The sequence below is a fragment of the Paraburkholderia terricola genome, assembly GCF_900142195.1.
In the GTDB taxonomy this organism is placed as follows: Bacteria; Pseudomonadota; Gammaproteobacteria; order Burkholderiales; family Burkholderiaceae; genus Paraburkholderia; species Paraburkholderia terricola.
The window spans coordinates 167,425-189,620 of record NZ_FRAB01000003.1; the positions used below are offsets into that span (position 1 = coordinate 167,425).

Sequence of the window (22,196 nt, forward strand, 5' to 3'; positions counted from 1 at the left end):
GGATAAAGACACATCATGGCTTCGTTGAAAAATCGTCCGCATTTCTCGCTATCCGCTCGCACCGGCAACACGATCGTTCTGACGGCGGCGCACAACTGCCGGATCGAGCTGTTCGTGCTCGCCGACGACATCGTCCGCGTGCTCGTCTTGCCCGATGGCGAACTGCATGGCCCGCGCTCGTGGGCGATCGCGCCCGGCATGGAGGACGTGCCGCTCGAAGGGCGCGAGCGGCGCGACCTGAGCGGCTTCGCCGCCACGCCGCACAGCGTGTCCGACGACGGGCGCAGTGTCGTGATCGAGACCGCTTGCATCCGCTTGACGGTGGCGCGCGACGGCGGCTTCTGCTCGTGGGCGATCCGGGACGGCGGGCAAGACGGCGCATGGCGCCACGTCATGAGCGATCGCAAGACCCAGGCGTACAACTTCGGCTGGTGGGATTCGCGCGTGTATCACTACGTCGAACGGCAGCGCGGCGAGATGTACGTGGGCCTCGGCGAACGGGCCGGCTCGCTCGATCGCGCGGGGCAGCGCTACGAGATGCGCAACATCGACGCGATGGGCTATAGCGCGCGCGGCACCGACCCCCTGTACAAGCACATTCCCTTTTACGTGACGTGGCAGCCGGAAACGGCGACCGGCTTCGGCCTGTTCTACGACACGCTGGCCGATTGCCGTTTCGACATGGGCCGCGAGCTCGATAACTATCACGGGCACTACCGGCATTTCGTCGCGGAACACGGCGATCTGGATTACTACTTCATCGCGTCGGCGGGCACGCCGTTGCATGCGGTGCGCCGCTTCACGTGGCTCACCGGCCGCCCGGCATGGATGCCCAAATGGGGCCTCGGCTATTCCGGTTCGACGATGAGCTACACCGACGCGCCCGATGCGCAGCACCGCATGGCCGAATTCATCGACCAATGCAAGGCGCACGACGTGCTGTGCGATTCGTTTCATCTGTCGTCGGGCTATACGTCGATTGGCGCGAAGCGTTATGTGTTCAACTGGAACCGCGAGAAGTTTCCCGACATCGACGGCTTCGTCCGAAGCTATCTCGACGAAGGCGTGCGCCTGTGCGCGAACATCAAGCCTTGCTTGCTGCGAGATCATCCCGCGTTCGAGGAGGCGGCGCGCGCCGGTCTGCTGATCGAGTCGCGCGACGGCGAGCCGGCGTGGGTGCAGTTCTGGGACGAAGTCGGCGCCTATCTGGACTTCACGAATCCGGCCACGCTCGACTGGTGGAAGGCGCGCGTGACGGACAGCCTGTTGCGTTACGGCGTGGCCGCCACGTGGAACGACAACAACGAATTCGAAATCTGGACGCCTGACGCGATTGCGCAGGGTTTCGGCGAACCGTTTCCGGCGTGGCAGGCAAAGGTTTTGCAAACGCAACTGATGATGCGCGCGTCACGCGACGCCCAACGCGAATATGCGCCCGGGCGCCGGCCCTTTCTCGTTTCGCGCGCGGGCGGCGTCGGCATGCATCGCTATGTGCAGACGTGGTCGGGCGACAACTACACGTCGTGGGAAACGCTGCGCTACAACCTGAAGATGGGCCTCGGTCTCGCGATGTCGGGCGTGTCGAACAGCGGGCACGACATCGGCGGTTTTTCCGGCCCCGCGCCGGAGCCGGAACTGTTCGCACGCTGGGTCGCGTTCGGCATCTTCCTGCCGCGTTTCAGCATTCATTCGTGGAACGACGACGGCACCGTCAACGAACCGTGGATGCATGCCGAACTCACGCCGCGAATCGCCGCGCTAATCAAGCTGCGCTACCGGCTGATTCCCTACCTGTACGAACTGCTGTGGCAATCGCATGCTGCATACGAGCCGGTGCTGCGTCCGATGTTCGCGGAGTTTCCGCACGATCCGCGCTGCTACGTCGACGGCGACGACATGATGCTCGGCGCTTCGCTGCTCGTCGCGCCCGTGGTGGAAGCGGGGCAGAGTACGCGCGACGTGTATCTGCCGGCCGGCGCGCGCTGGGCGTCGTACTGGAGCGGCGAGGTGTTCGAAGGCGGCCAGTCGGTCAGCTTGCCCGCGCCGTTCGAGCAGCCGGTGATGCTCCTGCGCGAGGGCGGCGTGATTCCGCTGAACGTCGCGGAACAGCACTTCGGGCGCCCTGCCGATACGCGTGCGTTCATTGCCTTGCCGTTCGCGAGCGTCGGAACGGCATGCGGCGCTTGCGTGGAAGACGACGGCGAGAGCGAGGCGTGGCGCAACGGCGAGCAAGGGCGTTGGCGCGTCACGATCGACAGCGACACCGACGCGCTGCGCGTCTCGATAGCGCGCGAAGGCCACATGCCGCGCGCGCAAACGGAGGTCCAGGTGCTGGTGCCCGCAAGCGAGACGCGCGCGGCTACCTGCACGAGTGGCGCACTCGTCGCCGACGAGACGGCAGGCGGTTGGCGTCATCTGACGGTGCGACTGCACGGTTGAGAGCGCAGGCATCAACGGCCTTGCTTGAACACACACATACATACGGAGACTCACCAGCAATGAACCAGATGAAGCGCATCGGCGCCCGTGTTTTCACCCTGTCATGCGTACCGTTCGCGAGCATGGCGCTATCGACCCAGGCGGCGGCGCAAAGCAGCGTGACGTTGTACGGCGTTGTCGATAACGCGTTCGCCTACGTGAGCAACCAGCGTGGCCATTCGAACTTTTATATGAGCCAGGGCAATCTGCAGGCGAGCAAGTTCGGCCTGCTCGGCGCGGAAGACATCGGCGGCGGCACCAAGGCGATTTTCCGGCTGGAAAGCGGCTTCAATTCGCTCACTGGCGCGCAAAGCAGCGCGGGCCTCATCTTCAACCGGCAGGCCTACGCCGGCCTGAGCAACGACCGGTACGGCACGCTGACGCTCGGCCGCCAGTACACGCCGTACTTCCAGATGGTCGGCGCGCTCGGACCGACGGGCGTGCTGACCGGCGCGACCGGCGCGCACCCGGGCGACCTCGATGCGCTCGATACCACGCTGCGCTTCAACAACTCGGTCACCTACACGTCGCCCACTATTGCGGGCCTCGCATTCAGCGCGCAATACGGGCTGGGCGGCGTGCCCGGCAGCGTTGCGAGCGGCAGCAATTTCAGCGCGGCGTTCCGCTACGACTACAAGCCGTTCGCCGTCGCCGTGGGCTACCTCAAGCTGCGCGACATCGCGACGAGCCAATCGTTGGGCAGCTTCGCGATCAATTCGCCGGTCAACAGCGGCTACGCGACTGCGCACAGCGCGCAACTCCTCGCGGCCGCGGCCCGCTATACGCACGACGACCTGATGGTCGGCGTGAACTACTCGAACGTGCAATATGCGCCGGGCTCCCGATCGCTGTTCGCGAGCGAGGCGGTGTTCAACACGTATGGTTTGATTTCGACGTATCGCTTCTCGCCGGCGGTGACCGTCGGCGCGGGGTATAGCTATACGCGCGCGAGCAAGGCGAACGGCGTGAGCGATCCGGCGCGCTATCACCAGATTTCGCTCGAACAGACCTACAACCTGACAACCCGCACCACGCTTTATGCAATCCAGGCGTATCAACTGGCGCGCGGCAAGTCGTTGATCGCGGCGGGCTCCACTGGAACCAGCATTGTCGACGCGGTGGCGGTGGTCGGCGACTCGCAGAACGCCACGCCTTCGTCCGGGCCGTCGCAGTTCGTCGGCATGGTGGGGTTGCGGCACGCGTTCTAGCCGCTTTTGCCGTTACTGGAGGCGGGGCTTTCGCTGAACGGCGACGGTATGCACGAAGGGCGGCGCGGAGTGCGCCGCCTGTTTAGCGCGGTGTACGGTTCGCTGTTTCCGGTTTGCGGGTTCGATCAATACCCGCCTCTCGCCGGCATCGCCGCTTCCGCTGTCTGCTTATACGACGCGGCCAGGTCCGCCGCCGCGCGGCTCAGCAAGCCCGTATCCGTGCCGACCGCCACGAACGTGGCGCCCGCCGCGAGATACTCAGCGGCAATCGCGGAATCGGGCGCCAATACGCCCGCCGCCTTGCCGGCGCTGCGTACCGTCTCGATGCCGTTGCAAATCGCTTCGCGCACGCGCGCGTCGCCCGGCTTGCCAAGCAAGCCCATCGACGCGCTCAAATCCGCAGGACCGAAAAACACGCCGTCGACCCCTTCCACGCCCGCGATTGCCGGCAGATTTTGCATGCCTTGCAGCGTTTCCACCTGCACCAGCACGCACAATTCCCGTGCCGCTGTGTGCAGATAATCCGGTATCCGGTTCCAACGCGATGCGCGCGCCAACGCACTGCCTACGCCGCGAATTCCTTGCGGCGGATAGCGTGTCGCCGCGACGGCATCGATTGCCTGGTCGGCGGTATCGATCATCGGCAGCAGCAAGGTCTGCGCGCCGATGTCGAGCAACTGTTTGATCAACGCGCTGTCGCTGCGCACCGGACGCACCACCGGATGCGACGCATACGCGGCGACCGCCTGCAATTGCGCGAGCGTGCTGCGTATGTCGTTCGGCGCATGCTCGTTGTCGATCAGCAGCCAGTCGAAACCCGCGGTGGCGAGCAACTCGGTGACGTAGGCGTCGGCGAGCGCGGCCCATAAACCGAACTGCGGCTTGCCTTCGATCAACGCGCGTTTGAAGGTGTTGTGCGGAAGTGACATGTCGGCCAACTCAAATGAAATTCAAACCGATGCCGCCCAATGGACCGTAGTCGACATGAAACGTGTCGCCGGCTCGCGCGGGGATCGGGCTCGTGAACGAGCCGCTCAGGATCACGTCGTTCGCGTTCAGCGCTTCGTCGTATCGGGCGATCTTGTTGGCGAGCCAGGCGACGCCGGTTGCGGGATGATTCAGCACCGCGGCTGCGAGACCGCTTTCCTCCACCGCGCCGTTCTTGTACAGCAGCGCGCCGACCCAGCGCAGATCGACGTCGAGCGGCCGCACTGGACGGCCGCCCAGAACGATGCCCGCATTGGCCGCGAAGTCCGAGATCGTGTCGTAGACCTTGCGCGGCGCTTTCGTTTCGCGGTCGAACTGTTCGATGCGCGCGTCGATGATCTCCACGGCGGGGCTGACGTAAGCCGTGGCGTCGAGCACGTCGAACAGCGTGACGCCGGGGCCCTTCAGCGGCTTGCTCAAGATGAACGCGAGTTCCACTTCCACGCGCGGCGCGATGAAGCGGTCCGCGCGAATGTCCTGGCCGCTTTCGATGAACATGCTGTCGAGCAGCGGCGCATAGTCGGGTTCGTCGATCTGCGACGAACGCTGCATGGCGCGCGACGTGAGGCCGATCTTGCGGCCCTTGATTACGTGACCCTCGGCCAGCTTGAGCTTGACCCATTCGCGCTGAATCGCGTAGCCGTCCTCGACGGTCATGTGCGGGTACGCGGCGGAGAAGTGACGCAGTTGCGTGCGGGTTTTCTCGGCGTTGTCGAGTTGCGCCGCAAGCTCGCGGATGGTCTGTTCGTCTAGCATGTTGAGGTCTCCATGAGCCGCTGCATCGGCTGGGCTGGGCGCTATGGCTTGAGCCGCGCGTGCAGATTGTTGTGCTTCCACGTGCCGGCTTCGCTGAATTCATTGAGTTCGAGCGATAACGCGAGGCCCCGTTGTTCGAAGTCGGCGGCGAAGTGCTGTTTGATCAACGCGAATAACGCGTCGCCGGTCGATTTTTTAACGGCTTGCGAGCGGCCCGCGGCGATCTTCAGGTTCGCGTGCAGGAACGCGGCGTCGGGCCGGCCGTCGGCGATGCAGTACTGCGCGCAGCGCAACGCGCGCACGCGGATACCGCCGAGCGGATAAACATGCTGCTCATTCTCGCGCTGGGCGCCCAGGCAGTGAGCCAGCGTCTTGCATAATTCGCCGATGCTTTCCTCGCCGGCAAGATTGGCGCTGTATTCCAAGGTCAAATGCGGCACGTTGAACTCCTCAAAACTCAGACGGGCAGGGGCGTAACCGGAAAGATCGCGTTGATCTGGCCGGTGCCCGAACTGCCGAAATACGGCGTGACGACTTCCACCTTGCCGTCGTAACGGTCCCAGCCGAGTGCGCCGAGCAGCATCGCGGTGTCGTGCATGCCGCCTTCGCCCCAGCATTTCTCGTTGTAGAGCGGCAGCATCTCGCAGAAGGTCTTCCAGTCGCCGGCTTCCCAGAGATCGACCACCTTGCGATCCATCAATTCGAGGAACGGGCTCCAGACCTTGTGCATGAACTGCTCGGCCGTGCCGTTGTCGGCGAAATGGTGGCTCAACGAACCGCTCGCCAGAATCGCCACGGTGCCGTCGTAACGCTCCTCGATCGCCTTGCGCACCGCGAGACCGAAACGCGCGCTAGTCGCGAGGTCGTGCCACATGCACCAGCCCGCCACCGAGACTGCCTTGAAGTGCTGGTCGCCATTCATATAGCGCATCGGCACCAGCGTGCCGTACTCCAGATCGAGCGTGGTCTCGCTGTGCGCGCGGCTTTTCACGCCGATTTCGTTGGCGACTTCCGCGATCAGATTGCCGAGTTCGACATTGCCGGGATACGCGTAGGCCATGTTCTTGATGAAGTGCGGCAATTCATTGCTCGTGTAGACGCCTTCGAACTTCGGTGCGCAATTGATGTGGTATTCGCTGTTCACCAGCCAGTGCACGTCGAATACGACGATCGTATCCACACCCAGTTCGCGGCAACGCCGGCCGATTTCATGATGACCGTCGATCGCGGCCTGGCGGCAACCTCGGTGCGGACCGTCGAGTTCGGAAAGATACAGCGACGGGACGTGAGTCACTTTTGCTGCCAACGCGAGTTTGCCCATCGCGGTCTCCTTCTTTGTGTGGCGCGAGGCGAGATGCGCTCGCGCGTCGAACAGCGGTTCAGACGCCCCAACGCGGAATGTGATGCGAGCCGAGCGACACGCATACGTTCTTCGGTTCGAGGAACACTTCGTAGCTCCACGTGCCGCCTTCGCGGCCCACGCCCGATGCCTTCGTGCCGCCGAACGGCTGACGCAGATCGCGCACGTTCTGACTGTTGACGAAACACATGCCCGCTTCGACGGCGGCGGCGACGCGATGCGCGCGGCCCGTGTTCTCGGTCCAGATGTAGCTCGACAGGCCGTAGGCGATGTCGTTGGCGAGCCTGATCGCATCGGCTTCGTCGTCGAATGGAATCAGGCAGGCGACCGGGCCGAAGATTTCTTCCTGCGCGATTCGCATGCGGTTGTCGACGTCGACGAATACAGTTGGCGCAACGAAGTTGCCCTTGCGCATGGCTTCGGGCAAGTCCGGCATATCGAGGCCGCCACAGGCGAGCGTCGCGCCTTCTTTGGGACCCAGTTCGATATAGCTGCGCACTTTCGCCAGATGCCCCTGGCTGATCATCGGTCCGATGATGGTGCCGTCGGCGAGCGGATCGCCCACCGCCAGGCGCTTCGCGCGTTCGATGAAACGCGCGGCAAAGCGTGCGTAAATCGAGCGCTGCACCAGAATGCGCGAGCCCGCCGTGCAGCGTTCGCCGTTGTTCGAGAAGATCATGAACACGGCGGCGTCGAGCGCGCGTTCAAAATCGGCGTCGTCGAAAATCACGAACGGCGACTTGCCGCCGAGTTCCATCGAAAACTTCTTCAGGCCCGCGCTTTGCACGATGCGGTTGCCGGTGGCGGTGGATCCGGTGAACGACACCGCATGCACATCGGGATGCGCCACCAGCGGCTCGCCGGTTTCCTTGCCGAAGCCGTGCACGACATTCAGCACGCCCGCCGGAATGCCCGCTTCGAGCGCGAGATTGCCGAGCATCGACGCGGTGAGCGGCGACAGCTCGCTCATCTTCAACACGGCCGTATTGCCGAACGCGAGGCAGGGCGCGACCTTCCACGTGGCCGTCATGAACGGCACGTTCCACGGCGAAATCAGCGCGCACACGCCGACCGGATGAAACAGCGTGTAGTTCAGATGCGTATCGGTGGGATACGTGTGGCCGTCGACGCGCGTGCACATCTCGGCGAAGTAGCTGAAGTTGTCGGCGGCGCGCGGCACGAGTTGCTTGCGGGTCTGCGAGATGGTCTGGCCGGTGTCCTTCGTTTCAGTCTCCGAGATCTCCGGCACGTTCTTCGCGATCAGTTCGCCGAGCTTGCGCACCAGCTTGGCGCGCTCAACCGCGGGCTTGCCGGCCCACGCGGGAAACGCATCCTTGGCCGCGCGCACCGCGGCGTCCACTTCTGCCGCGCCGGCGCGCGCGACTTCGGCAAGCACCTCTTGCGTGGCCGGATCGACGGTCTCGAAGTAGTCACGCGCAACGCTCGATTTGCCGTTGATCAGATGTTCGATTCGCATTGCCTTGTCCTTTTTTCAGCCTTGATCAAACGCGGCCGAAGTCCGCGTCGGATGCAATCGTATTGACGAGACGGCCCAGTCCGTCGATCTCGCAGACCACTTCATCGCCCGCATTCACGTTGACGATGCCTTCCGGCGTGCCGGTCAGGATCACGTCGCCGGGCGCGAGCGTCATGAAGCTGCTCAGGTATTCGATCAGCGCCGGGATATCCGTGACGAGATCGCGCGTATTGCCGCGCTGCTGCAATGTGCCGTTCACGAAGGTGCGCAATTCCAGTTGCGTGACGTCCTCGACATCCGCCGCATCCACGAACCAGGGGCCCAGCACCGTGCCGCCGTCACGATTCTTCACGCGAAGGTTGGGGCGGTAGTAGTTTTCCAGGTAGTCGCGGATCGCGTAGTCGTTCGCGGTCATGTAGCCGGCCACGTGCCGCATGGCGTTTTCGCGCTTGACGTGCTGCGCGGTTCGGCCGATCACGACGGCGAGTTCGCACTCGTAATGCATGAAGGCGACATCGGCGGGGCGGCGCGTGATGCCGCGGTGACCGATCACCGTGCCCGGTCCCTTGAGGAACACCAGCGGCTCTTCCTGCTTCGTGAACTGCAATTCCTTCGCGTGCTCGGCGTAGTTCAGGCCGAGCGCGAAGATCGTGCCGACTTCGATCGGCGCGAGCCACACGAGCTCATCCTCGCGACGCACGCGGCCGTCGGCGAGGCGCACGCCGTTGGCGTCGGGCGAGGCTTCGTGAATCGCGCCGGCATATGCGACGCGGCCGCGCATCATGGCTGTTCTCCGGCTTGTTCCCGTGCGTCGATAAACGACACGTCGAGGGGCGGCCATGTACCAATGGACAGCGTGGCCGTGTCGCCGATATGGGCGACGGGCGATCCATACGGCACGCCCAGCGTGATGACATCGCCTGCGCCAAGGGTCATGAAATCGGTCACGTCCGCGAGCAATTGCGCCACGTTGCGCACCGACGACGCCGTGCTCGCCGCGAAGATCTCGCGTCCATTGAGCGAAACCTTGATCGCGAGATCGTCGGGCGCGGGAACATGACGCGCGGCAACCAACGCCGGCCCGATCACGCAAAAGCCGTCGCGTGCGCGGAATCGCACCGAAGGACGATACACGCTGGCATGCGGCACACTCAGATCGGCGACCAGCGTATAGCCCGCGATGTAATCGAACGCACGCTCCACGCTCAGCCTCGTTGCAGTGCGGCCGATCACGATGCCCAGCGAAGCGCCGACTTCCACGCCGAGTGCATCGTCCGGCACGACGACGCGCGCGCGATGCCCGGCGAGCGTGTTGCGCGGCTTCAGATACAGAACGGGCGCTTGCGGCGGCGCTTTATATGGCGGCGCGTGCAGCGCGTCGCCTAGTGCGTTCAGCGCGGCACGGTCGTTCAGCAAGGTTCCGTAGACAGCGCCGTTCACCGGCGCGCGGCAGGCAATGCCGCGTGCGAGCAGCGCGGCCACGGCGTTCGCATCCACGTCGCGCGGCAAGGCGGTGCCCTCGGGATGCAGCAGATGATCGGCAAGTGCGAACATGACTCGGCTGTCTCTTTGATAAACTACTAACATGCTAGTAGTATTGCGCTTGATATCATCCACGGTCAATAGTCTGTCGGCTGATCGCGGGTTTTCCCTTGCGCTTCGACGGTTGCCTTTTACTTATCTTCCGATATGTCCGCTCACGCCTCCAAACGAGTTTTGCACCGCAATCTGCCGATGCTGCTGTTGCGCGCCCGGGAAAAAATGATGGAGCGGTTCCGTCCATTGATTACCGCGCACGGACTCACCGAGCAGCAATGGCGCGTGATTCGCGCGCTCAACGAACACGGCCCGATGGAGCCGCGTCATATTTCCGATATCTGCACGATTTCGAGCCCGAGCATGGCCGGCGTGCTCGCGCGCATGGAGAGCATGGATCTGGTCACGAAGGAGCGTTTCGCGGAAGACCAGCGCCGCGTGCTGGTGTCGCTCACCGATACGAGCGTGGACCTGGTGCGCGTGATTTCGAAGGATCTCGAAGCGCACTATCGCGCGCTGGAGCGCAAGGTCGGGCCGGAGGTCGTCGAGCGCGTGTACCGCGCGGTCGACGATCTGCTGGCCGGCCTGGAGGCAGAGGATTAAGGAAGCGCGTGTTCCCTGGCGGCGAAGCCGCTCACCAGCCCTGAAAGCGCCGCCATTCCACGCTGTTGCCTTCCGGCGAAACGGCGTGATACTCGGGAAATTGCGCGCCGGTGGCGCAGGCGTGATTCGGCAGAATGCGCAGTTTCATGCCGATGGGAAAGCGTTGCGCGATGTCGTCGGCATGGCCGCCTTCGTCACCCGTCGCCCACGTTAATGAAAGAATCCCATGCTCCTGATTGGCGCCGCTCACCACGTAACCGGCAAGCGGCGTGCCATTCAGCAAACACGGCTGGCCGTAGCCGAAATCGTGCGATTGCCTCGACGTGCCGCGATCGCGGCTCATCGCCATCCAGCCCGCGTCGAGAATCGCCCAGCCTTTATCCGCCTGGTGGCCGATCACGGTGGCGAGCACGCTGAGCGCGATGTCTTCGAGCGCGCACACGCCCACGTTGTGCATGACCAGATCGAAGAACACGTACACGCCCGCCCGCACTTCGGTGACACCTTCCAGTTGCCCGACCGCGAGCGCGGTGGGCGTCGAGCCGACACTGACGGCCGGGCACGGAATGCCCGCATCGCGCAAGCGTTGCGCCGCGCGCACGCAGCCGGCGCGTTCCTGCTCCGCGAGCGCGGCGAGCGCCTGCGGCGTATGCAGTTCGTAGCTGGAGCCCGCGTGAGTCATCACGCCGCCAACAGTTACGCCGTTGTCATGCAGAATCCGGCCGACTTCGAGCAACGTGTCCTGTTCCGGCGTGATGCCCGAGCGGTGCCCGTCGGTGTCCACCTCGATCCACACCTCGAAGGTTTCGCCGTGCTGGTCGCCGAATGCGGCGACGGCCGCCGCGGCGGTGGGGTTGTCCACCACCAGCTTGAGGTCGCAGCCCTGGCGACGCAGCGCCAACGCTCGCGGCAACTTTGCAGGGACGATGCTGACCGCGTAGAGAATGTCGTCCACGCCCGCGGCGAAGAACGCCTCCGCTTCCTTCAGCGTCGAGACCGTGATGCCGCGCGCGCCGGCGGCGATCTGCGCGCGCACCACGTCGATACATTTGGTGGTTTTCACATGCGGACGGAACGCGACGCCCAAGGCGTTCATGCGCCCCTGCATCCGCGCAATGTTCTTCTGCATGCGGGCGATGTCGATTAGCGCGGCTGGGGTATCGATATGGTCGAGTTTCATGCTTTCGCGGAGAACGGAAGGGTTTCAGAGCGCGCCGAAGCGACTGAGCCACGGCACCAGCGAGTCGAGCGTCGGCGACTCGATTTCCGGCGACTGCGCGCCCGTCACGAGCGGCAGACCGACGTGGTTATGCCAATACGTCCGCAAGCCGATGGCGGCGGTGCCGAACATGTCGTAGCTGGAGCCGGCCACGAACGCGGCTTCGTGGGCTTGCACGCCGAGTTTTTCGAGCGCGAGCCGGTACGGCAAGGGGTTCGGTTTGTACACGCCGGCTTCTTCGGCGGTAACGATTGCGTCCCAGCCGATCGGCAAGAGATCGGCCGCCTGCTTGCCGAGGCGCGCGGAGCAGTTGGTGACGACCGCCAGTTTGCAATGCGGCTTGAGCGCCTGCAGTGTTTCCAGGGCGCGAGGCCACGGCGCGAGTTCCAGCCAGTCCGCTTCGAGCGCGAACGCGGCGGATTCCGGCAGGCCGACTTTTTCGGCCGCGTTGCGCACCAATTGTTCATACGCAATGTAGCGGCCGCAGCCATAGGTCAGGCGCAAATACGCCGCGCGCCACGCGCGACCCGCCTGCTCGGAACCCGCGGCGCGATTCCATGACGACCATGAATCGAGCAGGGCGGTCAGCAGGTCGAACAGGACAGCCTTGGGATAGGCAGCGGGGACGGCGGCGGAAGTCATGATCTGGACCGGCGGTGGACGGTGCTTCGATTATAGGGTTTCACCGCCGATACGGCGTTCAGCCAGCCTGATTCATAGATTCAATCGAACTGAATAGAGCAATTTGCATGCGAGGTGCCCCATGAATATCATCGCCGCCACGGCGGCAGCGGTCTGAATCTGGCCTGTAAATACTGCATGAAGTGACGGGTACGCGCCGGCAGCCCCGCCCGTTGATGCGTGAGCGCCATGACGTTGGCGTCCGGCGCCTTCCATCCGGGCAACAAGCGCACCAGCCGGCCCCGCGCGATGTCGTCGGCGACATCCCATTCCGAGCGCAGAATCACGCCGCGGCCTTCGCACGCCCACTGGCGGATCACGTCGCCGTCGTTGCAACTCAAATGCGCGGACACGCGCACGCTGCGGCGCGTTCTGCCCTTGCTGAATTGCCACAGCGAGACGTCCTCGTTGTTCTCGCGCAGCACGATGCAGGGCAGCTTGCTCAATTCATCCGGCGATTCCGGTGCGCCAAGGCGCTTGACGAGCGCCGGCGCCGCGCAGACGAATCGCGCATTCGGGGCAATCGCGTAACCGACGCGGTTGGAGGCCGGCAACTCGCCGATATGCACGACGATGTCGAAGCGATCCATGGTGTCCGTCAAAGGCTGATCGGACAGCGTGAGCGCCACGTCGATATCCGGGTTCTGCTGCTGGAAGTCGGCAATGGCCGGTGCGAGGTGGCGCCGTCCGAAGCCCAGCGGGCCATTGATTTTCAACGTGCCGACCAGGCCGCCACGGCGCGTCTGCACGTCTTCGAACAATGAATCGAACTGCTGGACGAGTTCGGCGCCGCGCTCGCATAGCAGCGCGCCTTCTTCCGTGAACTGCAAGCGGCGTGCCGTGCGATTCACGAGTTGCGCGCCCAGCTTCTTTTCGAGTTGCTGAAGGCGCTGGGTCACCGCCGAGGGCGACAGCCCCAGTTTTCTCGCCGCGGCGATCAGGCTGCCGCTTTCGCGGATCGTCAGCAGGAAGCGGATATCAGCCGAATCGTTCATGTCAGCGGCGTTTGAGTTCGTGAGTCTGGGAGCTTAAAGCGTTTGGGTGCGCGGTTCCAGTCCACCGTATGTCACCTCGCTCGCGTCGATGAATGCGGTGCGTCGGTGCAAGGTAAAGTGATGGCTTTTGTAACGCAGTCGACAGCCTGAACCGCTAGAGTGTGGGCTTCTGCATCGAGGCGGGCAGTCGTTGCTTTAACTTGAAGAGAAGTCCCATGCCGTTTTCAAATCGACCGTTGCGCGGCCTCTCGGTCGCGCAAAAAGGTGACCCGTATGTCGAATGATCCATCGCAACGCCAGGATGACACCGCAAGCGAAAGTGCCCTGAAACAGGGCGTATTTCTGCATACCGGCTGGCGCAGCGCCGGCACGTGGATCTGGTCGCGTCTGCGCGCGCTCGAGACGGTGACCGGCTTCTACGAACCGTTGAGCAATGTGCTCGCCGACCTGAGCTTCGCCGATGTTTCCGCTGTTCGTCCCACGCTGACCTCGGGGCATCCGCCGCTCGCCGCGCCATACTTCGACGAGTACCGCCCGTATCTGCAAGAGGGCGCGCGCGGTGTCGCCGGATACAGAAAGCGCTTCGGCACCGATCGTTTCGGCCGCGAGCCGGATGCGGAATTTCCCGCGTTGCAAGGCTATTTGCGCAATCTGTGTGAGCGCTCCGTCGAGCAGGGCAAGGTGCCGGTCTTGAAGTTTTGCCGTTCATCGGGCCGCTTGCCGTGGCTCAAGCGCGCGTTTCCCGAGGCGCTCCATGTGAGCGTGTTGCGAAATCCCGCGTCGCAGTTCGCTTCGGGGTGGCTGCTCAACCAGCAGTGGAGCAATCCGTTCTTCGTGGCCGCGCCGTTTCGCGTGCTGGGCTTGAACCAGTCGGAGCCGTTGGTCAGGCAGGCTATCGCGGTTTGCGGCGTGAGCTTGCCACCGGTCGCGCCCTCATCGGAGGACGCCTACGCGATGGCATGCGAGCAATATGCCCGCACGGCCGAAGGCAACAACGCGTATCGGGCTTTCATTGCGCTATGGATTCTCTGCGCGCTGCGCATGGCCGAGGGTGTCGATCTGCTGATCGACGTCGACCGGCTTGGGCAGTCGCGCGACTACGCGGCTGCTTTGCGCGCCGAATTCGATGCGCACACGGGCTTGTCGCCGGACTTCGCGAGCGCCCGCGATCTGGTCGAGGAGACCAAACGCAGCGCGCCGCGCATGGCCGGCATCGACGGTCGCTCGATGCGCGCCGTGCACTCCGCCGCGCTGAAATTCCTCAAGACGCACGGCGGCGCGGACACGCCCTTTGCCGAACTGATCCGCGAGAAGATGGTGCTCGCCAACGAACTGACCGAGCAATGGCGCTAGCTGCTTGCCGCGAACACTGCGAAGGCGGCGAACGCATCGACGGCCATCGCGATGCATCGCCGCCCGCTGCCGTCAGGCAACCGCTTTCTTCGCTTCGGCGATGGTCTGGGCGCGCTGCAGTTCATAGCTTTCCTTGTCGATCGGCACCGCGTTGGGTTCGCCCAGGTCGCTCAGCCTGACGCGATAATTTTCCCGCGCGCTCCATGCCGTCGCCGCCGCGAGAATGGTGATGCCGAAGGTAATCGCGCCGACGGTCAGCGGAATGTTGTGCGATCCGGGCGGCGCGACGTAAGCGAACAACGCCGGCAGCAGCGCGGTGATGGTCGTGCCGATGTTCTGGCCGATCGCCATCGCGGAGACGCGTGAACGGCTCGGGAACAGTTCGGGATAGAAGCTCGGAAACGTGGCGTTATAACCCTGGTAAATGACGCCCCACATGAGGATCGATATCACGATCGCCAGCGGCACGTTGCGAATGCTGATCGCGTACAGGTAAGCGAACGAGAGCAGTCCGGCGCCGAGCGCCCCGACGATGATCGGCAAGCGCCGGCCGATCCGGTCCGACAGATTGCCCACGAACGGAATCACCAGCACCGCGACGATGTTGCCGATCACCGGAATCCACAGATACACGCTCTTCGAAAAGCCGATGCCGTACGACGCCTGCACCGCATACGCCGCGCCGAAAATGGTGGCGACCACGGGAATCACGTTCATCAGCGAGCAGCCGACCACCCGCAGCATATCCGGCAGGTTGTAGCGGAAGGCCTCCGCGATCGGCGACTTGGGCACGGCGCCGGTGGCGTCTTCTTTCCTGAAGACCGGCGTTTCCTGCACCTCGCGGCGAATGATGTAGCCGGCAACCAGCACCAGTGCGCTCAGCAGGAACGGCACGCGCCAGCCCCACGAATTGAACGAGCTTTCCTCCATGTAATAGGCGAGCGGCAGGAACACGGCCGCGGCGAGAATCTGGCCGGCCTGCACGCCCTGCAGCGTGAAGCTGGCGTAATAGCCGCGTCGTCCGAACGGCGCGTGTTCGAGAATCATCGAACTCGCGCCGGAGATTTCGCCCGCGACGGCAAAGCCCTGGATCAGACGAAGCACCACCAGCATCGCGGGCGCCAGCAGGCCGGCCTGCTGATAGGTGGGCAGCAGGCCGACCGCCATGGTCGAAAACCCCATCATGAACATGCAAAGCAGCAGCACGTTCTTGCGGCCGTGGGTATCGCCCCAGTGCCCGAGCACGAACGCGCCGATCGGCCGCGCGACGTAGCCGACGCCATAGGTGGCGAGCGACGCGACGATCGCGATCTTTGGATTGCCCGACGGAAAGAACAACTGCGGAAAGATGAGAGCGGCCGCTTGCGCGTAGATGAAGAAATCGTAGTATTCGAGCGCCGAGCCGATCCAGCCGCTGGCGGTGGCTTTGCGGGTCTGCGAGCGATGCTCGCGGCCGTCTGCCGATGCGTTCGTTTCCATCATTGCCTCCTGAACGGAACTGTTTTCGAGCAGCTTTCAAGGCGACTTCATTGGCGTCCTTAAAGCGAAACTTTGCAAGCCAGGACTTACGGGGAGTAGGCGGGCCGCGCCAGGTTCACCGACCAATACAGTTGTCAGGCGAAAAACAATACAGCGAGGCGCGGTTTTATTGCGCTGTATCGGGAATATGACCGGCACCGTCGATACAGTTGGCGGGTCTTGACGGAGCCTGCCGGCGAGCGCGCGGCCTTGCATACCGCGCCGTGCGGCGCGGCCCGATCTTCCTGCTTACGGCGCGGTGCTGACGCGTCGATCCCGAACGAGGTAAGGAAATGAATGTAGCGAATGAACAAGCGAAGCTGACTGTGCAGCAGTTGGGCCACTACATCGGCGGCGCGCCCGCCGCACCGGCGAGCGGCCGCTTCAAGGACGTGTTCAATCCCGCCACCGGCCAGGTGAGCGGCTCGGTCGCGCTCGCGTCGGTCGAGGAAGTGGACGCGGCGGTCAAGGCCGCCAGGGCGGCGTTTCCGGCCTGGAGCGAAACCGCGCCGCTCAAGCGCGCCCGCATTCTGTTCAGGTTCAAGGAATTGCTCAATCAGCATCACGACGAACTGGCGATGCTGATCACGCGCGAACACGGCAAGGTGTTCACGGACGCGCAAGGCGAAGTGGTGCGCGGCATCGAAGTGGTCGAGTTCGCGTGCGGCGTTCCGAATCTGCTCAAGACCGACTTCACCGACCAGATCGGCGGCGGCATCGACAACTGGAATCTGCGTCAGCCGCTCGGCGTGGTCGCGGGCATCACGCCGTTCAATTTCCCGGTGATGGTGCCGATGTGGATGTTCCCGGTCGCGCTCGCCTGCGGCAACACCTTCGTGTTGAAGCCGTCGGAGCGCGATCCGTCCGCGTCGCTGCGCCTCGCCGAATTGCTCAAGGAAGCCGGCTTGCCGGACGGCGTGTTCAACGTCGTGAACGGCGACAAGGTGGCCGTCGATGCGCTGATCGATCATCCCGACGTCGCCGCGCTGTCGTTCGTCGGCTCGACGCCGATCGCCGAATATATTCATACGGAAGCGTCGAAGCGCGGCAAGCGCGTGCAGGCGCTCGGCGGCGCGAAGAATCATCTGGTGGTGATGCCGGACGCCGATCTGGACCAGGCCGTCGATGCGTTGATCGGCGCGGCCTACGGTTCGGCGGGCGAGCGCTGCATGGCGATCTCGGTGGCGGTGGCGGTCGGCAACGTCGCCGATCGGTTGATCGAGAAGCTGGTGCCGCGCGTCGAATCGCTGGTGATCAAGAACGGCGAACACCTCGACGCCGAGATGGGGCCGTTGGTGACCGCCGAACATAAGGCCAAGGTGGCCGGTTATATCGCGTCGGGCGTGGCCGAAGGGGCGAAGCTGATCGTCGACGGCCGCGCGCATCCGGTGGCGAGCGAAGAGGGCTTCTTCATCGGCGGCACGCTGTTCGACCAGGTCGGCACGCACATGAAGATCTACAAGGAAGAGATTTTCGGCCCGGTGCTGGCGGTGGTGCGGGTGCCCGATTTCGCGAGCGCGGTGGAGTTGATCAACGCGCACGAGTTCGGCAACGGCGTGTCGCTTTTCACGTCGGACGGCGGCGTGGCGCGTGCGTTCGGCCGGCAGATCCAGGTGGGCATGGTCGGCATCAACGTGCCGATTCCGGTGCCGATGGCCTGGCACTCGTTCGGCGGCTGGAAGCGCTCGCTGTTCGGCGACCACCACGCTTACGGCGAAGAAGGCATCCGCTTCTACACGCGCTACAAGAGCATCATGCAGCGCTGGCCGGACAGCATCGCGAAGGGCGCCGAATTCACAATGCCGGTGGCGAAGTAAGGCGGCGTATAGCGGACTCATGGCGGCCTGGAGTGGCCCATAGCGCTGTACCGAACCAGCGGCCAGCGGCTCGCCGCGCGGCAAGTCGATGCCGCCCGAGCCGCCTCACCGAATCGGCGGGTTCGCTGCTTCGCCCCGGCTGCCCGCTCGCAAGCCGCCGATCATCTCGCCGAGCCACGTCACGACGAGCGCCGTGTACGCACGCTGACTGCCTTCGTCGCTCAGTCCATGATCGGCGCCGTCGATGATCCGGTAGGTCAACGAATGCGCGCTCAGGAACGCCTGCAGATAGCTGGCGATTACCGTGTGCGGCACGAACTGATCGCGCTCCGACTCGACCAGCAGCACGTCGCCCTTGAATGCCGCCGCGGCGCGCAACGCGCGATTCTCGCCGGAGGCCACGATGCGCTTTCTATAAGCGACGATGTCATGCTTGACGTGCAGCGCGCGCTTCGGAATGTTCCAGCCTTCGTCGAGATACAGGGCGGGCACGCGCATGCCGAGCCAGCGCACCGGCCGCAGCGAGGTAAGAATGCTCGCGAGGTAGCCGCCGTAACTGCTGCCGATCACCGCGATCGAATTGCGGTCGATCAGCGGATGCTTCGCCAACGTGTCGTAGGCGGCCAGCAGATCGTTGAGGTTGGTTTCGCGCGTGACCGTCTCCTGCTCGCTGCGTGTGCGCGCGTGCCCGGTCAGGTCGAACGTGAGGCACACGCAGCCGAGCGCCGCGGCCTGCCGCGCGCGTTCCAGATACTGGTCCTGATTGCCGCCCCAGCCATGCACGAAGAGCACGCCTGGCACGGTCGTCTTCGGCGCGAGGATGGTCGCGTCGAGATGACCGGTTTCGATGGGTATTTGCACGCGGTATCTGTCCGCCGTCATGTTTCGCTACTCCCGTCTACCGTATAAAACTTCGTGATTTCGCCCGCCTGCGGATCGGTGCCGTGATAGATCAGGCACGCGTCCGCGGGCACCTCGGCGTGCGCGCCATAGATTTCCCACGTCGACGCCCGCACCGTGTGCGCGTTGCGGTCCGCCTGGAGCACGCGCAGCGCGCCGATTTCCGCGCCGCTCGCGCCGCCCAGCCGCCACGACTGTTCGAGCACGCCGCAATAGTGCGTGCCGTTCGCGTCGGCGCCCCAGCCCACGTCATAGTTGCGCCGCGACGCGTAGAAGCCGGCGTAGTACTTTTGCACGCAGGCATCGAACGCGCGCGCCCGGGCAATGGCCTCTCGAACGTCGTCCGCCATGTCGAGACGCGCGAGCGCGTCGAAATCGCCGCGCACGACGACGAGGTCCGAGCCGCCGTACACATGATGACCGTGGTTGTTGACCGTCAGTCTCTGCACGCCGTGATAGCTCGCCACCAGGCCGTCGAGCGTGACGCGGCCGACACTCAGCGTCTCGATGTTCTCCAGATGCCGTTCGACGACGACGCCCTCGGCCCGCAACGCAGCGTCGCCGATGTCGTCGAGTTCGGCGGCGAGCTGCTCGCCGGTTTCCACGAGCGCTTGCCCCGCGCCGCCGATGCCGTAAGGCCGCTTGATGCGCACCCGCCCGCCCGGCCACAGCAACGCGGCGGCGTCGAGCGCGTCGTCCCGCGAGAACGCCGCGTAGCCCGGCAGCACGAGTCCGCGAACCTGCTCGCTGAATTCACGCGACCAGCCTTGCGGCGCATGCCGCGCGCCCGGCGGCAATTCGTGCGCGATCAGCTTCGTCGCGACGAACGGATACGGCACCACGCCGCCGTACAGATCGCGCTCCGACGCGACGCCCAGCTTGCGCGCTTCATCCACGGTCAACGTGTCGTCGGGGACCAGGTAGCGGTCCGCCGAAACGATGCACGCGTCATCGACGTTGCCAGCAAGTTGCGCGCCTTTCAGTTCGGCGATCTGCCGGGCAAGCTCCCATTGGGTGTCGAGTTCGTGACCGCCGCCCGCCGCTTTGCGGCCCTGGCTGTACACCAGCACGATGGGGACCGGCGGTGGCGCGGGTAATGCAGAAGCCGCTGATGCGTCCATGTCGCGCTCCCGATGCGAACGATAGGCTGCCGCGACACCGCGCGCCGAGCGCCGGCATGCCGCGTTGCTTTCATTACGCAAACGTCGTGCCGACAAACAGCTTCCTGGCTGCGTGGGTACGCGGATGAACGATCGGACCGAACGGGGCCGCCGCGGCCACATCATTCCGCCTTGTCGATCCGCTTAACCGCGGTGTTAAATATCGACGTGAAGGCTTACAAAGGAGACAAGCATGAGCGATTCGCTTCATCGTCCGTCGCTGGGTTCGGCGGTGTACTACCGGGACCCGTTCGCCGCGCTCGACTGGCTCGAAAAAGCATTCGGCTTCGAGCGCCGGATGGTCATCACGGATAGCGACGGCCGATTGGCCCATTCGGAGATGCGCTTTGGCGACAGCTACGTGATGATCGCCGGCGAATGGTCCGACGACTCGGCCAGTCCCGCTTCGATCGGCGGCAAGAACACGCAGTCGGTACACGTGCAATTGCGCGAGGGCATCGACGAACACTGCGCGAGCGCGCGCGCCGCGGGCGCGATCATTACGCGTGAGCCGGCCGATCAGTTTTACGGCGACCGCGTCTACGCCGCCCGCGATCCTGAAGGGCACATCTGGAGCTTCGGCCAAACGGTGCGCAGCGTGTCGCGCGAGGAAGCCGAGCGCGCGAGCGGCCTGAAGATCGAAGGCTGGGTGTAAGCAGAGGTGAGCCGGTCATGCGCCGATGACACGGCGCGGCCCGGCTTATCGCGGCGTGGCGTTGGTCAGCACGCGCGCGACCCGCGCGGCGATGCGGGGACGGGTGTGCCGACCGCGACGATCAGCGCCGGCGCGAAAGCCCGCAAGGCGGATAACGCTGTCATGACCCTGCGAATCAGTGAGCGCGCATGCGCCGGTTGACGAAGCGCCACACGGCGCTGACGAGCAACGAACCGACGCCGAGCGAGACGCCCAGCAGCACGATCGAACTCATGTGATCGCGCACCAGCGGCACGTTGCCGAACAGATAACCCGCCGCGACCAGCGAGACGATCCACAGCGCCGCTCCGGCGGTGACGAACGACACGAAACGCGCGAACGTCATGCGTGAAACGCCGGCGACGAACGGCGCGAAGGTTCGCACCACGGCGATGAACGGCGACAGCAGAAACGTCAGGCCGCCACGCGCTTCGTAAAACGCGTGCGCCTTGCGCAGCGCATTCTTGTCGAGCCAGCGATAGTCGGCGGTATAGACCTTTTCGCCGATCGCGCGGCCGATTGCATAGTCGACGATGCTGCCGGCCACCGTGGCGGCGAACAGCACCGGAACCACGAACCAGACGTTCAGCGCGCCGGTGGCGGCGAGCGCGCCGCAGATGAAAATCAGCGGATCGCCAGGCAGGAAAAAGAGCGGCAGAAAACCGATCTCCACGAATACGACGAGAAACAGCATCGCGTAAACGACGGCGCCGTATTCGGCGGTCAGGCCGCTCAGGTGCTGGTCGAAGTGCAGGGCGATCTGCAGAAAATGCGTCAGGTCCATCGTGGCTCGAAAGGGAAATACCGATGCTCAGGAGTTTAGTGCCGTGGCGGCGTTGGGCGCTTGTTTATTTCGCGTGGCCAATGTCAATATCGCGGCATGCCCTGGAATAAACGAACGTAGGAAACGCTCATGCAACGCGCCCACGCCGTCACTTTCCGTTTTGCCGAACCGCACGATGCGGCCGTGATCCGTGCGATCGAATTCGAAGCGGGTCTGCGTTTCGTCAGCGTCGGCATGACGGGTATTGCCGATGCGCCGCCCATGCCGCTGGAACTCGTCGAGCGCAAGATCGCCGCGCGCGAAATCATCGTCGCCGTGGAAGCCGATCAAACATGCGTCGGATTCGTGATGTTCGAGCCGCAGCCCGCGCGCTTCTACGTGCAGGAGTTGGACGTGCTCACCACGCATGCCGGGCGGCGCATCGGCGCGGCGCTGATCGAGCAGGTCGCGCAACTCGCGCGTGCGCGAGGGGCGATGCAACTCACGCTGTCGACGTATCGCGAGGTGCCGTGGAATGCGCCGTACTATCGGCGGCTCGGCTTTCGCGACATCGAGTCAGCCGAACTCGACGCGGCGCTGATCGCGCGGCGCGAAGCGCATATCGCGCGCGGACTCGACGAATCGAAACGCGTGTTCATGCGGCGCGATCTGGCGTGAGGTTCGACGAGCG

At 64.4% G+C, this 22,196-nt stretch carries 21 protein-coding genes; 7 read left to right on the forward strand and 14 right to left on the reverse strand.

The window, feature by feature from the left end:
* Positions 1 to 15: 15 nt before the first annotated feature.
* Entirely contained in the window at positions 16 to 2,439 is a 2,424-nt protein-coding gene (locus tag BUE39_RS04095; protein ID WP_073427376.1) for a glycoside hydrolase family 31 protein, read from the forward strand.
* A 59-nt stretch (positions 2,440 to 2,498) separates the two neighbouring features.
* Entirely contained in the window at positions 2,499 to 3,686 is a 1,188-nt protein-coding gene (locus BUE39_RS04100; protein ID WP_073427377.1) for a porin, read from the forward strand.
* Positions 3,687 to 3,811: 125 nt separating this feature from the next.
* Here BUE39_RS04100 and hpaI read toward each other — a convergent pair whose 3' ends face one another.
* The 7 genes from hpaI to BUE39_RS04135 are packed head-to-tail and all read right to left on the reverse strand — an operon-like array spanning position 3,812 to position 9,820.
* Positions 3,812 to 4,615 (reverse strand): 4-hydroxy-2-oxoheptanedioate aldolase, encoded by an 804-nt coding sequence (hpaI, locus tag BUE39_RS04105; protein WP_073427476.1) that lies wholly within the window; start codon positions 4,613 to 4,615, stop codon positions 3,812 to 3,814.
* Between the two features lie 10 nt (positions 4,616 to 4,625).
* The gene (hpaH, locus tag BUE39_RS04110; RefSeq protein WP_073427378.1) at positions 4,626 to 5,429 is read right to left on the reverse strand and encodes a 2-oxo-hept-4-ene-1,7-dioate hydratase; all 804 of its coding nucleotides are present in this window, start codon (positions 5,427 to 5,429) and stop codon (positions 4,626 to 4,628) included.
* A 41-nt stretch (positions 5,430 to 5,470) separates the two neighbouring features.
* On the reverse strand, positions 5,471 to 5,869 hold the full coding sequence (locus BUE39_RS04115) for a 5-carboxymethyl-2-hydroxymuconate Delta-isomerase (RefSeq protein WP_073427379.1): 399 nt from the start codon (positions 5,867 to 5,869) through the stop codon (positions 5,471 to 5,473).
* A 17-nt stretch (positions 5,870 to 5,886) separates the two neighbouring features.
* Complete coding sequence (gene hpaD / locus BUE39_RS04120; RefSeq protein WP_073427380.1) at positions 5,887 to 6,750, reverse strand: 3,4-dihydroxyphenylacetate 2,3-dioxygenase; 864 nt, start codon at positions 6,748 to 6,750, stop codon at positions 5,887 to 5,889.
* A gap of 58 nt (positions 6,751 to 6,808) precedes the next feature.
* On the reverse strand, positions 6,809 to 8,266 hold the full coding sequence (gene hpaE, locus BUE39_RS04125; RefSeq protein ID WP_073427381.1) for a 5-carboxymethyl-2-hydroxymuconate semialdehyde dehydrogenase: 1,458 nt from the start codon (positions 8,264 to 8,266) through the stop codon (positions 6,809 to 6,811).
* A gap of 25 nt (positions 8,267 to 8,291) precedes the next feature.
* Positions 8,292 to 9,050 (reverse strand): fumarylacetoacetate hydrolase family protein, encoded by a 759-nt coding sequence (locus BUE39_RS04130; protein WP_073427382.1) that lies wholly within the window; start codon positions 9,048 to 9,050, stop codon positions 8,292 to 8,294.
* Positions 9,047 to 9,820 (reverse strand): fumarylacetoacetate hydrolase family protein, encoded by a 774-nt coding sequence (locus BUE39_RS04135; protein ID WP_073427383.1) that lies wholly within the window; start codon positions 9,818 to 9,820, stop codon positions 9,047 to 9,049. The genes BUE39_RS04130 and BUE39_RS04135 overlap by 4 nt, the downstream gene beginning before the upstream one ends.
* A gap of 180 nt (positions 9,821 to 10,000) precedes the next feature.
* On the opposite strand from BUE39_RS04135, the gene hpaR reads away from it, so the two are divergent.
* Complete coding sequence (hpaR, locus tag BUE39_RS04140) at positions 10,001 to 10,405, forward strand: homoprotocatechuate degradation operon regulator HpaR (RefSeq protein ID WP_073427477.1); 405 nt, start codon at positions 10,001 to 10,003, stop codon at positions 10,403 to 10,405.
* A gap of 31 nt (positions 10,406 to 10,436) precedes the next feature.
* On the opposite strand, the gene BUE39_RS04145 is transcribed toward hpaR, so the two are convergent.
* The 3 genes from BUE39_RS04145 to BUE39_RS04155 form a co-directional block, all read right to left on the reverse strand.
* Entirely contained in the window at positions 10,437 to 11,585 is a 1,149-nt protein-coding gene (locus tag BUE39_RS04145) for a DSD1 family PLP-dependent enzyme (protein WP_073427384.1), read from the reverse strand.
* 24 nt (positions 11,586 to 11,609) lie between these two features.
* Positions 11,610 to 12,266 carry an HAD family hydrolase gene (locus tag BUE39_RS04150; protein WP_073427385.1) on the reverse strand — a complete coding sequence of 219 codons (657 nt, stop codon included), beginning with the start codon at positions 12,264 to 12,266 and terminating at the stop codon, positions 11,610 to 11,612.
* 128 nt (positions 12,267 to 12,394) lie between these two features.
* Complete coding sequence (locus tag BUE39_RS04155; protein ID WP_073427386.1) at positions 12,395 to 13,300, reverse strand: LysR family transcriptional regulator; 906 nt, start codon at positions 13,298 to 13,300, stop codon at positions 12,395 to 12,397.
* Positions 13,301 to 13,573: 273 nt separating this feature from the next.
* On the opposite strand from BUE39_RS04155, the gene BUE39_RS04160 reads away from it, so the two are divergent.
* Positions 13,574 to 14,653 carry a hypothetical protein gene (locus tag BUE39_RS04160; protein ID WP_073427387.1) on the forward strand — a complete coding sequence of 360 codons (1,080 nt, stop codon included), beginning with the start codon at positions 13,574 to 13,576 and terminating at the stop codon, positions 14,651 to 14,653.
* 72 nt (positions 14,654 to 14,725) lie between these two features.
* On the opposite strand, the gene BUE39_RS04165 is transcribed toward BUE39_RS04160, so the two are convergent.
* Complete coding sequence (locus tag BUE39_RS04165; RefSeq protein WP_073427388.1) at positions 14,726 to 16,132, reverse strand: MFS transporter; 1,407 nt, start codon at positions 16,130 to 16,132, stop codon at positions 14,726 to 14,728.
* A 332-nt stretch (positions 16,133 to 16,464) separates the two neighbouring features.
* On the opposite strand from BUE39_RS04165, the gene BUE39_RS04170 reads away from it, so the two are divergent.
* A complete protein-coding gene (locus BUE39_RS04170; RefSeq protein WP_073427389.1) occupies positions 16,465 to 17,988 on the forward strand; it encodes a CoA-acylating methylmalonate-semialdehyde dehydrogenase in 1,524 nt (507 codons plus the stop codon).
* Positions 17,989 to 18,093: 105 nt separating this feature from the next.
* On the opposite strand, the gene BUE39_RS04175 is transcribed toward BUE39_RS04170, so the two are convergent.
* Positions 18,094 to 18,870 (reverse strand): alpha/beta hydrolase family protein, encoded by a 777-nt coding sequence (locus BUE39_RS04175; protein WP_073427390.1) that lies wholly within the window; start codon positions 18,868 to 18,870, stop codon positions 18,094 to 18,096.
* Positions 18,867 to 20,009 carry a DUF3182 family protein gene (locus BUE39_RS04180; protein ID WP_073427478.1) on the reverse strand — a complete coding sequence of 381 codons (1,143 nt, stop codon included), beginning with the start codon at positions 20,007 to 20,009 and terminating at the stop codon, positions 18,867 to 18,869. Before BUE39_RS04180 ends, BUE39_RS04175 begins: the two co-directional genes overlap by 4 nt.
* A 232-nt stretch (positions 20,010 to 20,241) precedes the next feature.
* Between BUE39_RS04180 and BUE39_RS04185 the strand changes: the two genes are divergently transcribed.
* Complete coding sequence (locus tag BUE39_RS04185; protein WP_073427391.1) at positions 20,242 to 20,703, forward strand: VOC family protein; 462 nt, start codon at positions 20,242 to 20,244, stop codon at positions 20,701 to 20,703.
* Between the two features lie 175 nt (positions 20,704 to 20,878).
* Here BUE39_RS04185 and BUE39_RS04190 read toward each other — a convergent pair whose 3' ends face one another.
* On the reverse strand, positions 20,879 to 21,526 hold the full coding sequence (locus BUE39_RS04190; protein ID WP_073427392.1) for a VTT domain-containing protein: 648 nt from the start codon (positions 21,524 to 21,526) through the stop codon (positions 20,879 to 20,881).
* Positions 21,527 to 21,655: 129 nt separating this feature from the next.
* Between BUE39_RS04190 and BUE39_RS04195 the strand changes: the two genes are divergently transcribed.
* On the forward strand, positions 21,656 to 22,183 hold the full coding sequence (locus tag BUE39_RS04195) for a GNAT family N-acetyltransferase (protein WP_073427393.1): 528 nt from the start codon (positions 21,656 to 21,658) through the stop codon (positions 22,181 to 22,183).
* The last annotated feature ends 13 nt before the right edge of the window (positions 22,184 to 22,196 follow it).

What these genes read in the sequence shown, in the direction of transcription:
- BUE39_RS04095 (WP_073427376.1), top strand. Translation starts at nt 16, where the DNA reads ATGGCTTCGTTGAAAAATCGTCCGCATTTCTCGCTATCCGCTCGCACC.
- BUE39_RS04100 (WP_073427377.1), top strand. Translation starts at nt 2,499, where the DNA reads ATGAACCAGATGAAGCGCATCGGCGCCCGTGTTTTCACCCTGTCATGC.
- hpaI (WP_073427476.1), bottom strand. Translation starts at nt 4,615, where the DNA reads ATGTCACTTCCGCACAACACCTTCAAACGCGCGTTGATCGAAGGCAAG.
- hpaH (WP_073427378.1), bottom strand. Translation starts at nt 5,429, where the DNA reads ATGCTAGACGAACAGACCATCCGCGAGCTTGCGGCGCAACTCGACAAC.
- hpaD (WP_073427380.1), bottom strand. Translation starts at nt 6,750, where the DNA reads ATGGGCAAACTCGCGTTGGCAGCAAAAGTGACTCACGTCCCGTCGCTG.
- hpaE (WP_073427381.1), bottom strand. Translation starts at nt 8,266, where the DNA reads ATGCGAATCGAACATCTGATCAACGGCAAATCGAGCGTTGCGCGTGAC.
- BUE39_RS04130 (WP_073427382.1), bottom strand. Translation starts at nt 9,050, where the DNA reads ATGATGCGCGGCCGCGTCGCATATGCCGGCGCGATTCACGAAGCCTCG.
- BUE39_RS04135 (WP_073427383.1), bottom strand. Translation starts at nt 9,820, where the DNA reads ATGTTCGCACTTGCCGATCATCTGCTGCATCCCGAGGGCACCGCCTTG.
- hpaR (WP_073427477.1), top strand. Translation starts at nt 10,001, where the DNA reads ATGCTGCTGTTGCGCGCCCGGGAAAAAATGATGGAGCGGTTCCGTCCA.
- BUE39_RS04145 (WP_073427384.1), bottom strand. Translation starts at nt 11,585, where the DNA reads ATGAAACTCGACCATATCGATACCCCAGCCGCGCTAATCGACATCGCC.
- BUE39_RS04150 (WP_073427385.1), bottom strand. Translation starts at nt 12,266, where the DNA reads ATGACTTCCGCCGCCGTCCCCGCTGCCTATCCCAAGGCTGTCCTGTTC.
- BUE39_RS04155 (WP_073427386.1), bottom strand. Translation starts at nt 13,300, where the DNA reads ATGAACGATTCGGCTGATATCCGCTTCCTGCTGACGATCCGCGAAAGC.
- BUE39_RS04160 (WP_073427387.1), top strand. Translation starts at nt 13,574, where the DNA reads ATGTCGAATGATCCATCGCAACGCCAGGATGACACCGCAAGCGAAAGT.
- BUE39_RS04165 (WP_073427388.1), bottom strand. Translation starts at nt 16,132, where the DNA reads ATGGAAACGAACGCATCGGCAGACGGCCGCGAGCATCGCTCGCAGACC.
- BUE39_RS04170 (WP_073427389.1), top strand. Translation starts at nt 16,465, where the DNA reads ATGAATGTAGCGAATGAACAAGCGAAGCTGACTGTGCAGCAGTTGGGC.
- BUE39_RS04175 (WP_073427390.1), bottom strand. Translation starts at nt 18,870, where the DNA reads ATGACGGCGGACAGATACCGCGTGCAAATACCCATCGAAACCGGTCAT.
- BUE39_RS04180 (WP_073427478.1), bottom strand. Translation starts at nt 20,009, where the DNA reads ATGGACGCATCAGCGGCTTCTGCATTACCCGCGCCACCGCCGGTCCCC.
- BUE39_RS04185 (WP_073427391.1), top strand. Translation starts at nt 20,242, where the DNA reads ATGAGCGATTCGCTTCATCGTCCGTCGCTGGGTTCGGCGGTGTACTAC.
- BUE39_RS04190 (WP_073427392.1), bottom strand. Translation starts at nt 21,526, where the DNA reads ATGGACCTGACGCATTTTCTGCAGATCGCCCTGCACTTCGACCAGCAC.
- BUE39_RS04195 (WP_073427393.1), top strand. Translation starts at nt 21,656, where the DNA reads ATGCAACGCGCCCACGCCGTCACTTTCCGTTTTGCCGAACCGCACGAT.